The sequence below is a fragment of the Vagococcus allomyrinae genome (genome assembly GCF_017829975.1).
GTDB lineage: Bacteria > Bacillota > Bacilli > Lactobacillales > Vagococcaceae > Vagococcus_D > Vagococcus_D allomyrinae.
In genome coordinates this window covers 139,622-151,849 of the sequence record NZ_JAEEGA010000008.1, presented here as the reverse complement: position 1 = coordinate 151,849, position 12,228 = coordinate 139,622, and the positions used below count along the sequence as shown (strand labels likewise).

General features: G+C 39.1%; 8 protein-coding genes. 7 read left to right on the top strand and 1 reads right to left on the bottom strand.

The window, feature by feature from the left end; translation table 11 throughout:
* The first annotated feature begins 279 nt into the window (after positions 1-279).
* The 5 genes from I6N95_RS13310 (at position 280) to I6N95_RS13290 (ending at position 6,753) form a co-directional block, all read left to right on the top strand.
* Positions 280-1,641, top strand: coding sequence for a C40 family peptidase (locus I6N95_RS13310; protein WP_347340561.1), 1,362 nt, complete (start codon positions 280-282; stop codon positions 1,639-1,641).
* Positions 1,642-2,169: 528 nt separating this feature from the next.
* The gene (locus I6N95_RS13305; RefSeq protein WP_209528747.1) at positions 2,170-4,398 is read left to right on the top strand and encodes an InlB B-repeat-containing protein; all 2,229 of its coding nucleotides are present in this window, start codon (positions 2,170-2,172) and stop codon (positions 4,396-4,398) included.
* Positions 4,399-4,913: 515 nt separating this feature from the next.
* Positions 4,914-6,140 (top strand): hypothetical protein, encoded by a 1,227-nt coding sequence (locus I6N95_RS13300; protein WP_209528745.1) that lies wholly within the window; start codon positions 4,914-4,916, stop codon positions 6,138-6,140.
* Positions 6,137-6,502 carry a hypothetical protein gene (locus I6N95_RS13295; RefSeq protein ID WP_209528743.1) on the top strand — a complete coding sequence of 122 codons (366 nt, stop codon included), beginning with the start codon at positions 6,137-6,139 and terminating at the stop codon, positions 6,500-6,502. The genes I6N95_RS13300 and I6N95_RS13295 overlap by 4 nt, the downstream gene beginning before the upstream one ends.
* On the top strand, positions 6,496-6,753 hold the full coding sequence (locus tag I6N95_RS13290) for a hypothetical protein (RefSeq protein ID WP_209528741.1): 258 nt from the start codon (positions 6,496-6,498) through the stop codon (positions 6,751-6,753). The genes I6N95_RS13295 and I6N95_RS13290 overlap by 7 nt, the downstream gene beginning before the upstream one ends.
* Positions 6,754-6,873: 120 nt before the next feature.
* On the opposite strand, the gene I6N95_RS13285 is transcribed toward I6N95_RS13290, so the two are convergent.
* Positions 6,874-7,512 carry a helix-turn-helix transcriptional regulator gene (locus I6N95_RS13285; protein WP_209528739.1) on the bottom strand — a complete coding sequence of 213 codons (639 nt, stop codon included), beginning with the start codon at positions 7,510-7,512 and terminating at the stop codon, positions 6,874-6,876.
* Between the two features lie 322 nt (positions 7,513-7,834).
* Here I6N95_RS13285 and ssnA point away from each other — a divergent pair, with 322 nt between their 5' ends.
* Positions 7,835-9,169: a putative aminohydrolase SsnA gene (gene ssnA / locus I6N95_RS13280; RefSeq protein WP_209528737.1), complete on the top strand. Its 1,335-nt coding sequence runs from the start codon at positions 7,835-7,837 to the stop codon at positions 9,167-9,169.
* A 36-nt stretch (positions 9,170-9,205) separates the two neighbouring features.
* Positions 9,206-12,199: a putative selenate reductase subunit YgfK gene (gene ygfK, locus I6N95_RS13275; protein ID WP_209528735.1), complete on the top strand. Its 2,994-nt coding sequence runs from the start codon at positions 9,206-9,208 to the stop codon at positions 12,197-12,199.
* Positions 12,200-12,228: the final 29 nt, after the last annotated feature.

Sequence of the window (12,228 nt, the reverse complement as noted above, 5' to 3'; positions counted from 1 at the left end):
TTTAACAACTCATCAGATTCTTTTTTGTAATAATGATGAGATCAAAGTGGGCAAATGAAATGATATATGGTACAATAATACAGGTAATCCATCTCTCTTTGACTCTTACAAAAAGTTGATGTATTAATCTTTTGACGAGGGTTTAGATGATAAGACACGGATGAATTATTTTTGTAATATGCCTATTATCTCTTTGACATGTTTGTGTGATACAATTCATTCAGTGACTTAGAGAAGAACTAAAACTAAACTATTAAAAAAGAGTCGGGGGAATGACCAGTGAAAAAAAGCATCATATCAGCGTTATTGGTAAGCACAATTTTGTTAGGATCAGTCGCTTTGCCGGCAGCCGCATTGGCAGATGAGTTCGATACAAAAATTCAACAATCTGAAAATAAAATTAGTGAATTAAACGGTCAAGAAGCAGCAGCGTCTGCACAATTGGAAACTGTTAGAGCGAATATAGAAGGTATTAAAGCCCAAGCGGCTGAATTACAAGCACAGCAAGCAAAGTTAAATGAATCGATTACAAAGTTAGGAACTGAAATCGATAAATTAAATGTAAAAATTGAGAAACGTGATGCTTCCATAAAAGAACAAGCTCGTTCAGCCCAAGTGGACAGTAAAGCCAATAATTACATCGATGCTATCCTATCTGCAGATTCTATTTCTTCAGCGGTTACTCGTGTGATGAACGCAACAAAACTTGTTAATGCTAGTAATGACTTAATGAAGCAACAAGAAAAAGACAAAAAAGCTGTTGAATCTAAAAAAGTTGAGACTGAATCTAAAGTAAAAGAGCTTAATGAAACAGCTGCTGAACTAGAAGGTCAAAAAGGTCAATTAATTGATCAAGAGTACCAACAACAAGCCTTAGTTAGCCAAATTGCTGCGGAACGTACAACTGAAGAAGATAAAAAAGCTGGTTTCTTACAAGAAAAAGCAGCGGCTGAAGCAGCTCGCGCTGAACAAGCTCGTTTAGCTAAACTTGCTGAAGAACAAGCTGCAGCAGCTAAATTAGCTGAAGAACAAGCAGCGGCTCAAGCAGAAGCAGATGCTAAGGTTCAATCAGAAACCCAACCAACAATAAATAATGAAACACCAGAAACAACACCAGTGACACCAGAAACGACACCGGAGATAGATTCTGGCGATAATGGTGAGGAAACTCAGCCAGTAACGCCAACACCAACTCCGGTAGTACCGACGCCGACACCAACGCCAGCACCGACACCAACGCCGGCGCCAGCACCAACGCCGACACCAACAACACCACCAGCATCAAGTGGTACTGGGGCAGCGATTTTAGCTGAAGCAGCGAAGCACATTGGTAAGCCATATGTATGGGGTGCCAAGGGACCAGATTCATTTGACTGTTCTGGTTTTACATCTTATGTCTATCGTGTAGCAGCTGGCCGCGAAATCGGTGGTTGGACGGTTCCACAAGAAAGTGCTGGAACACAAATCTCTGTTTCTCAAGCAGTAGCAGGCGATTTGTTATTCTGGGGTAGCAGAGGTGGTACTTACCATGTAGCGATCTCTACTGGTGGAGGTAACTACATCCATGCACCAGCTCCTGGTCAAAATGTTACTTATGGTTCATCTGCTTACTTTGCACCAGACTTTGCAGTAAGAATGTAATTTTATCAATTTGAGCGAATCCTCTTAAGGGTTCGCTTTTTTGAGTTTTGCCTAAAAAGTCTCTTTACTTTTCTGTATGTATAAGGTTAATAGAGCGTCGCATGTTGCTTGTTTCTTTTTATATGGTGGACAGCTGGAAGCAAAAATTTGGGACGTTCATTGTCACGATAGGAGGGCAGTTGTGAGAGGCGTATTGAAAATAGTTACAAGTAGTGATCGTGTTATGCTAACAAACCAAAATTAGAGATAAACAATTCGTAAATAATGTTGTTAAAATAATCACAAAACTAATTGAGAGAGAGAGGGGACTTTTTGAATACCTCGTTACATGATAGTCGTGAACCAGACGAAGGGGATGATCGTTGTCAGAATGGGCTTAATATTGGCGATTTTTAATAACTTTCGTAAAATTGTACAAAGTGAAATTATTTTTTGTTCAATAAATGATCGTTTTGTTGATTTTTAGTTATTTTTTGTTATAATTTATATTAATCGATCACATAGAAGTGATTAAAAAGAGGTGAAAGAATGAAAAAAATGAATAAAAATATTCTAAAAGTGTTAACAATGTTATCGATAATGTCTTTGGGATTAAACCCAATGCTGACATCAGGGGTTGTTTTGGCAAATGAGTTGGAGGGCCAAGAGCAACTGTTTAGTTCAGAAAACGTTCGAAAAGAAAATGAAACGATCGAAGGTGAGAGTTTAGAATCAAGCGAAGTGCAAGTGGAAACGGCAGAGTCACTGACTTCATCAGAAGAACTGCCCGTAGTTGAAGAGGAGCAAGCGATAGAGTCAACAGCATCAAGTGAGATAGAGCAAACTATTTCAGCTGAACCAACTCAGGTAATGGCTACGGAAGAAGCTAAAGTGCAACCCAGAGGAGGGGTAGCTATTGATAGTATTAACTTTCCAGACGGGAATTTCCGTGCTTATATTTTGCGATACTTAGATAGAGACAGTGACGGTTACTTGTCAGCTGATGAAATTAGTCGAGTCACAGACCTTTTTATTGGTAGTAAATCAATTAGTGATTTAACGGGTATAAAACACTTTACTAGTTTGATCAGCCTAAGCATAACTTTTAATAATTTGACTGAGATAGATCTGTCAGGTATGTCAAGCTTGCAATCAGTATATTATAATGGAAACCCGACAGAAAATATCGATTTAAGAAATTGCGCCAATTTAGCTGTGGCTTTTCACTCTGTGAACAATGAGACAGTCTATATCTCTGCTGGGATGACTAATTATATTGGATGTGACAAGATACCAGAACATACTGGTAATATCGTGATTGATTTGGACGGTTTTTATACCCTTAATCCCGATGGTTCTAAATCAGTGGATTTGACGGCAGTCATTTCTCCAGCTTTAATCAGTGTCTTTGAAAAGAAAAATCATCCTGGTTATGATCAAATATCCAAAGTGTTGACGATTCCTGCCGGTGAGATAGCTTCTCAATTCAGCGCTGGGAATGGAAAGTGGACGTTCCACACCAAGTTGGGAAATATTAAAGACTTCACTGTTAATTTTGATACAACAGGTGGCTCAGCAGTTGAGTCTCAAAGGGTAGAATATGGTAATTTCGCAAATGAACCAGCAATATCGCCTACAATGGCTGGTTATAAATTCTTAGGCTGGTTTGAAGACGCTACAACGACTACTTTGGCTGATTTTTCAACTGCAATCATGGCGGATAAAACTTTTTACGCCAAGTGGCAAAAGGTTCATCAGGTAAATTTTGAAACTAACGGAGGAACACCTATTGCTCCTCAGGAAGTGAATGATACAGCCTTAGCAAGCGAGCCGACTTCCCCGACAAAAGCAAGTCATGTATTCTTAGGCTGGTACGAAGAGCCTGAAATGATAAGCATTGCTGATTTTTCAAAACCAATTGTTGAAGAGGCGATTTATTACGCGAAATGGCAAAAAATTTATCAGGTTAATTTTGAAAGTAATGGTGGAACAGCCATTAATTCACAACAAGTTGATGAATTTTCTTTAGCAATTGAACCAGATGTTCCTGTCAAAGAAGGGCATATTTTCCTTGGGTGGTATGAGGATTTTATAACAACAACCACAGCTGATTTTTTAGCACCAATTGTAACGGATATGACCTTTTATGCGAAGTGGCAAAAAGTACACAATGTAAACTTTGAAAGTCATGGCGGAACGCTCATTGATTCGCAAATTGTCAACGATTTGACAGTTGCGACTAAGCCAGCAACAAACCCTACAAAGGATGGTTATGAATTCATCGGGTGGTATGAAGACTCGACAACCACAATTGAAGCTGATTTTTCAAAACCAATTGAAGCTGACACGGTCTTTTATGCGAAGTGGCAAAAAATGGTTCATGTAAATTTCGAAAGTAACGGTGGAACGGTTGTTGTTTCACAACAAGTAGTTGAATCAACGCCGGTTGTTAAACCTGCTGACCCAACAAAAGAGGGCTTTAAGTTTTTAGGTTGGTATAGTGATAAAGAGTTAACAACACTTAGGGATTTTAATCAAACTGTGTCTGATCCGTTGACACTTTATGCGAAGTGGGAAACAGTGACGAAGCCCAATGTCACAACTATCAACAAAGGAACTAGTTCACCTAAAATAACATCGAATAGTAAAAGCTCATCAAGTTTGCCAAAAACAGGAGAAAAAATGACTGCTATATTCTATCAAGTCGGTCTGATCATAGTAGGTATTTATTTTGTTTTATATTATGTCAATGATAAAAAACAAAAAGACACATTGTAAATAAATTAAGAGTTAAAAGTCCTCCACTTTCAGATAGTGGGGGACTTTTAATGATTTTATGCTAAGATTGAACGGCTGGAAATCTCGTAAAAGACAAAATATAAAGGGGAGAGGTAGTTTTAACATCTAGGCAGTAGATCAGCGTTAAATTGCATCTTATTAGAGCTCAAGGATTGATTTTATTGATACATGAGAGAATGATAAAAATGATAGCGCTTAGAGGAGTGAAAATTACTAAGTGTACAAGAACCCTAGTGATTTTGAAAGTAAATATATGTAATATTGATTCGAAAGCCTTTCAATAAAATGGTATAATACAATCATATGTGATTAATTATAAAGAGAAAACATCACCCTATGGGAGGTGTTATGCACAATAGCATCAATAAGCATGATACTTTATGTTAAGATATGTTGGAGATGGATCGTTTAACAGGTGAGCTTTCAGGTGGTAGTGGCAGTGACTCCTCTAAACTTGATGAATTGATCAGTAATAATGGAGGGTATTATATATAATGACCGATTTTTCAGATAAACAACGAGTGGAAATAGCTAAACAACAATATGCCGAATATGAAGTTGGTAGCATCGTCACAATCGAAAATGAGACAATAAAAATTGGCTATGTTGCTGAGGTGATTCATCATCATGAAACAGGTAAGCATGCTTACATTTTAACTTCTGAGAAACTTTCGTCCAATCCGAAAGAGAGTGAGATAGCGGGAGTGACTGATGTAACGGTTTTATTTCGAAGTTCGGAAGAGCCTTTTGGAGGAACCCGTTGGACAAGTGAGTGGTTTGAAGATGAGGATACCACTAGTGGTCGAGCCCAAGATCGAAATAGCAATAAATTAATGCGTCAACTCCGATCAGCCTCTCAGACGTTAAAAACTGTAATGGAACGTTATCACAATGCTCAATTTGATATCTATGGCCATTCTTTGGGATCTATGAATGGTCAGTATGCTATTTCAGATAGTTTTTACCCTGAACGAATTCGTTCTGCCTTTTTATATGAGGGGCAAAATACCTATCCTTTTTTAAATGAGAGGCAGCAACTAACGGCCGACCGATTGAGAAGACGAATTTACAACTATATTGATGAGCATGATTTAATTGCTATTGGTTATGGTGATGGCAAAGCAGTTGGTATTGTCATTCGAATTCACTCGAAGAAAGTTGGTATCGCTCAACATATGTGGGGTGGCTATCAATTTGATTGTAATGGGAACATCATCGCTCCAACAACTATACGTTTGGAGGTGAAGATGGCTCAGACTGAATGGGGAATTGGCGAAAAATTAAATAGATTAGCTTTAGGTGTCAGCAAATTCCAGACTAATAGTAGAAAGTTATCCACTTCGGAGGAACTGTATATAAACAGTAGCGAGGCGTTAATCATCCTTGAAGGAATAGCTAGATTGGTTGAAGTTGGTTTTTTAGAAATTATTAACCTCTATACAGAAGCTATTTTGGAAGTCGAGGCACATTGGGCAGAGACCAAAAAAGTGGCTCAATTATTTGGCTCAAGTTTAAGTGAAGACGAAGTCATGATGGCTTTGGCCGAAGGTGGCGCTACTAAAACAAGCATGGTTGATATTCCGATTATTTATTTTGAAATGATGATTGCTAAAGCTAAGAGGATACAAGGCAAGTATGAAAAACTGATCGTTCATATAAAGAGTATTATTAATGAGATTGAAGACTTGGATCAGTCGTTAAGTGAGGAGTTGAGAGGGTGAAAAGCAAGCTAAAGGGAATTGAAATGAGGTACGAGTTGGAAGAGGAAGCACTTTTGCGGGAAAAACGCCTTGTGATGGAAAGTGAGGACGAAGTGTTTAGACAAAAAAAGCAGTCATTGAGCTATTTAGATGAATTAGCTGATAAAGCAAATTATTATCTGAGAGAGTTTTTTGAAGATCCTAGTGACTTGCATCAAACTTTTCAGATGATTGAGGCAACTAAGGACGAGGTTTTATCTGCTTGTCAACAAGAACAATTTGAGCTAGATCGACGAATTGAAGTAATTGATCAGGAATGTCAAAAAAATCGATTTAGATATGAGCGGGAGCTGTTGGATATCGGAAATGAGGCTTCATGCTAACGGAAGTACTGTCAGAGATAACAAAGAATGCCGAAAAATCAATCATCAGTTCAGTAATTGCTAGTTCTGCCTTGATCAAAACGGAATCTATTAAACAAAAAACTAAAAATGGTACAAGTGTAATCGCAAAGGACACTCGTAAAGGGACTGAAAGAGTGGGCTATGCCCTTGAAGACTCGTTAAAAGGTCAATGGGTTAGTCAGGTTCAACAAATATTGGAAGAAAATAATCGTTCCATGGAGCAATTTTAGCTATTGGTTTAAGGGAATGTAATGTGGTGTTATTAAAGATCCCTCCTTAATTATCGTTTTTCAAGTGATAGTTAAGGGGGGATAATTTTATGGCGAAAGTTGATACTGAGGAATCAGTAACTACTTAGCATCAATATAATTATATAAGGTATACTTGGAGATGTTAAAGAAGTTAGCGATTTTATCTCCTGACTTTGTTACTAAAAATGCTCCTTTGTCGTTTAAGAATTGAACACAGCGAATTTTGTCTTCTTTCGTCATGAGAGCGACAGGTTTACCAACTAGTTTAACCGATTCATCAATCAAATCAGCTAGCAGCTCATTAATATTTTGGGGGATATACCCTGGTTCAGATTCTACTTCAGCTTCTTTAGTTGAGATAAAAGAAGCGATAGTTGTTTCAGCTGCAATTAATGAGGTAATGTCGTAGTTAATGGCAAAAATACAATCTAAGGAACCATCATCATTTTTGAAATAAACTGTACTGGATTTTAAAATTTTGCCATCATGAGTTCGCGTTAAATAATTAACATGGTCTTCTAACTCAGCAGGCTTCTTTTTGATTGCCTCTAAGACAACCTGTGAAGGTCCATCACCAATTTTTCGTGAAGATACATGACCATTTTCTATTGAAACAATCGTATTTTCAATATTTTCACCACTAATTTTATGTAAGACTATTTCGCAGTTAGTTCCAAATTGTCCCGCTAAAGCCTTGGCAATTTGCGTTAGGAACGCTATTTTATCATCAGAAAGCATCGTTTTACCCCCTTCTTTATTACAGAGCATAACTAAAAAGCCGCTCAAAGCTTCTACGTTGCCATAATATCACGAACTTTTCAATTACACAAGAATAATAGGAATACCTACTAAAAAATAATTTTTAGGTTACCTTGTTTTTTTTTAGCTAAGGTGATATAATCATTGTGAGAAGAGGAACAAGTACTTTTTTTTAACAGAGTTTGTAAGCCTTATCATTCGATTGCTAAAAAGAGTTGTCTTGGTCTTCTAAATTTACAATTCAAAAAATAATCTGTAAGCGATTTCGATTGCTGACACTAATTTAATAGGAGGATGAAAGATGCTACTGATTGGAAATGGAAGAGTAATAAGTCGAGATAGTGACAATCTCTATCTTGAAAATGGCTGTGTGGCGATTACTGATGATCAAATTGAGCAAGTAGGAACGACAGAGGAGATGAAGCAAAAATATCCTGAAGCCGAGTTTATAGATGTCAAAGGAAAGGTCATTATGCCAGGCTTTGTCAATATGCATAATCATATCTATAGTACCTTTGCCCGTGGCTTGAGTATCAATGGGTATCATCCGCAAAATTTTATGGATATTCTAAGAGACCAGTGGTGGCGAATAGACGGTACTTTAACTCTTCAAGATAGTTATCACAGTGCGACGACTGCTTATGTCGATTGTATTAAAAATGGTGTGACCACCGTATTTGATCATCATGCCAGTTACGGTGAAGTGGCGGGCAGTCTTGGGATGTTGTCACAAGCAGCTGACGAACTAGGGGTAAGAACGTGCCTTTGCTACGAAGTATCTGACCGAAATGGTGAAGCGCAGATGAAAGCTGCAGTTAAAGAAAATGCAGACTTTATTAAGACTGCAAGTAAACGAACAGATGACATGCAAAAAGCGATGATGGGGCTACATGCTTCCTTTACACTATCAGACGCGTCATTAGAGTTGTGTGCGGCAAATAAACCGGCAGATGTGGGCTATCATATTCATATTGCTGAAGGCATGGCAGATGTTCATGATTCATTGGAAAAATATGGCAAGCCAGTAGTTAATCGCTTGTTTGATTTTGGGATTTTAGGTGAGAAGTCAATGGCTGGTCACTGTATCTATATTAGTCCCCGGGAAATGGAATTAATTAAAGAAACCAATACGATGGTGGTGACGAATCCTGAGTCCAATATGGGCAATGCAGTCGGCTGTCCACCAGCAATGCACATGTTTAATGAGTATAAAATTATGATGGGGCTAGGAACGGATGGTTATACCCAGGATATGACAGAAACGTATAAAGTAGCCAATATCATTCATAAACATCATTTGGGCGATCCAAATGCTGCTTGGAGTGAAGTGCCGCAAATGCTCTTTGATAACAATCCGAAAATGGCTAACCGCTACTTTGAAAAACCGTTAGGGGTTTTAAAAGCAGGGGCAGCAGCTGATGTGATTGTGTTGGATTATCAAGCACCGACGCCACTAACAGAAGCCAATATTAATTCTCATATTTTATTTGGAATGACGGGACGTTGTGTCACTGATACAATTATCAATGGTCAAATACGCATGCGTAATCGCGAATTGGTAGGCGTTGATGAGGCGAAGATTTGGGCTGAGGGGCAAGCTCAGGGGCAAGATTTATGGCAACGAATTAACAGTTAAACAACGGAATAAAATAATAGGTAAGAGGTGAAATGAATGAGCGATATTATGCATCCGATATCAATGAATGGTTTATTGAATTGGATAATGACAGAATACAAGCAAGAAGGTACAATTTTCGGAATTCGTAAGTTTTATCAGGCGGATTCAGCTAAATCAATTCCTTTATTTGGTGAAAAGATGGAAAACCCTTGTGGTCCAGCAGCAGGCCCACATACTCAACTGGCCCAAAATATCATTGCTTCTTATTTGACTGGCTCACGTTTTTTCGAAGTTAAAACAGTCCAAGAGTTAGATGGAGAAGATGTTCCTGTGGCTAAACCTTGCATCACAGCTGCGGATGAAGCTTATAATGTGGAGTGGTCAACGGAATTAAGAGTCCCTCAGGCTTTAGATGAATATGTAAAGGGCTGGTTTGCGTTAAATATTTTGAGTCGTGAACTGGGACTAGGTGATAAAGATGGGTTTATCTTTAATATGAGTGTCGGTTACGATTTGGCAGGCATTCAATCTGCTAAGATTGATCGCTATATTACAGAAATGCAAGATGTTGCAGTAACTGCTGTTTGGCAAGAGTGCCGTGAGGCTGCCATGTCTTATTTGGATCAGTTTCAGCATGTGGATCAAGCATTTATTGACAGCATTAGTCCCAAAGTTTGTCGCTCTATTACCTTATCGACTTTACATGGCTGTCCGCCAGACGAAATTGAACGAATTGCGACTTATTTGTTAAAAGATAAAGGATTAAATACCTTTATTAAATGTAATCCCACCTTATTAGGTTACGATTATGCTCGCAAGACGTTAGATGATTTAGGGTTTGATTACATGGTTTTTGATGCTCATCATTTTGAAGAAGACTTGCAGTTTAGTGAAGCGATTCCGATGATTGAGCGATTACAAACATTGGCTGAAAATCAAGATTTAAGTTTTGGTGTGAAGATTACCAATACGTTCCCTGTGGAAATTGCTGAGGATGAGTTACCGGGCGACGAAATGTATATGTCTGGTCGTTCTTTATTTCCTTTAAGCATTTCAGTCGCGCAACAACTTTCCCGTGAATTTGATGGTAAATTACAAATTTCTTATTCAGGTGGGGCTGATATTTTTAATAGTCAAGATATTTTTGAGGCAGGAATTTGGCCGATTACCATGGCGACGACGTTGTTAAAGCCAGGTGGGTATCAGCGGATTCAGCAAGTTGCCAATGTCTTAACAGATTGTGAGTATCCAACAGAAGTTCGTGTTGATTTGGCGAAGTTAGACCAAGTAGTGGAGAAAGCGAAAACCCATCCCCGTTATCGTAAGTCGATAAAATTGGCAGCTAATCCTAAATTGACCGAACAAGTCCCACTGATTAATTGTTTTACTGCTCCTTGTCAGGGTGGTTGCCCAATATCTCAAGATATTCCAGCCTATTTACGTTTGGTTGGGGAAGGCAAGTATTTTGAAGCTCTACAAGTGATTGTTGATAAAAACCCACTGCCATTTATTACCGGTACTATTTGTGCCCATCCATGTATGACAAAGTGTAGTCGTCAATTTTATGAAGGGTCGATTCACATTCGTCAAGCCAAGTTGGAAGCAGCGGAGCATGCTTATGATGAGTATCTAGCGTCATTAACAAAACCGACTGTTAAAACAGATGCACCCAAAACTGCGGTTGTAGGTGGTGGACCAGCAGGGATTTCAGCGGGGTTCTTATTGGCTCGAGAAGGCATGCCTGTGACAGTTTTTGAGAAGGCTGATACGATTGGTGGCGTCTGTAGCCAAATTGTACCAGAATTCCGGATTTCCATGGAATCCGTTCAGCGAGATGTTGAACTAGCGAAATTTATGGGGGCAGAATTTAAAACGGGGCAAGCGGCACCAAGTTTAACGGAATTGCGGGCCCAAGGGTATGAGAAGGTTATTTATGCGATTGGTGCGTGGAAACACGGTGTCCTTCGCTTAGAATCTGGTACAAGTTTGAATTCTTTAGAATTCTTGAAGGCTAATCGGGAAAACCCAGAGGTTAATCCTTATGGTGAAGAGATTGTCGTAATTGGTGGCGGAAATACAGCGATGGACTGTGCCAGAGCGGCTTCTCGTTTACCGAATATTAAAAAGGTGTCAGTGGTATACCGTCGTGATAAACGCAATATGCCAGCGGATGAAGAAGAGCTGTACCTAACTTTAGAAGACGGCGTTGAGTTTTGTGAGCTGCTAGCACCGATTAAATTGGAAGACCGTCAGTTGATTTGTGAAAAGATGCGTTTAGGGGAGCGAGATGCTTCTGGCCGGCGCAAACCAGAAGGAACTGGCGATTATACGTCGATTACGGCTGATACGGTTATTGCAGCTGTTGGTGAGAAAGTTGACAGCGAGTTTTACCAAGAACTTGGGATTAAGACAAACCAATGGGGGTATGTTGAAGCTGAGACAACGACGCTTGCGACTAACTTGAAAGATGTCTATGTTATTGGGGATGCTTACCGAGGACCAGCTACGATTGTTGAAGCAATTGCTGATGCGACGACGGTTGCGAACCAAATTTGTGAGGTTCACAACCAACATTATGTAGCAAATAATATTAATCCTGATCCTGTAGCAGTTCGTGCTAAACGTGGTGTTTTAGCAGTGCCGAATTGTTCTGTAAATCAAGCTAGTAATTGCTTGGAATGTTCAACTGTCTGTGAGGCCTGTGTGGACGTTTGTCCTAATCGTGCCAATATGATGGTGATGGTAAAAGGAGCCCCACAAATTATCCACATTGATCGGATGTGTAATGAGTGTGGCAACTGTGCGACGTTCTGTCCATATAATAGTGCTCCTTACAAAGACAAGTTTACTGTCTTTAATACCGTAGCAGATTTTGAAGACAGTACGAATTCTGGTTTTGTGATTTTAGATAATCCTAAGAATCTTCGGGTTCGTTTATTGGGCGCTGTTAAGGATGTTGATTTACGACAAGCGGTTGATTTACCAGCGGATATTGTGGCATTAATTGAAACAATTCTAGCAGACTATACCTTCGCGTTATCTGTATAGCGAAGGCAGAGCCACTGGGATTGATCGGC

What these genes read in the sequence shown, in the direction of transcription:
- I6N95_RS13305 (WP_209528747.1), top strand. Translation starts at nt 2,170, where the DNA reads ATGAAAAAAATGAATAAAAATATTCTAAAAGTGTTAACAATGTTATCG.
- I6N95_RS13300 (WP_209528745.1), top strand. Translation starts at nt 4,914, where the DNA reads ATGACCGATTTTTCAGATAAACAACGAGTGGAAATAGCTAAACAACAA.
- I6N95_RS13290 (WP_209528741.1), top strand. Translation starts at nt 6,496, where the DNA reads ATGCTAACGGAAGTACTGTCAGAGATAACAAAGAATGCCGAAAAATCA.
- I6N95_RS13285 (WP_209528739.1), bottom strand. Translation starts at nt 7,512, where the DNA reads ATGCTTTCTGATGATAAAATAGCGTTCCTAACGCAAATTGCCAAGGCT.
- ssnA (WP_209528737.1), top strand. Translation starts at nt 7,835, where the DNA reads ATGCTACTGATTGGAAATGGAAGAGTAATAAGTCGAGATAGTGACAAT.
- ygfK (WP_209528735.1), top strand. Translation starts at nt 9,206, where the DNA reads ATGAGCGATATTATGCATCCGATATCAATGAATGGTTTATTGAATTGG.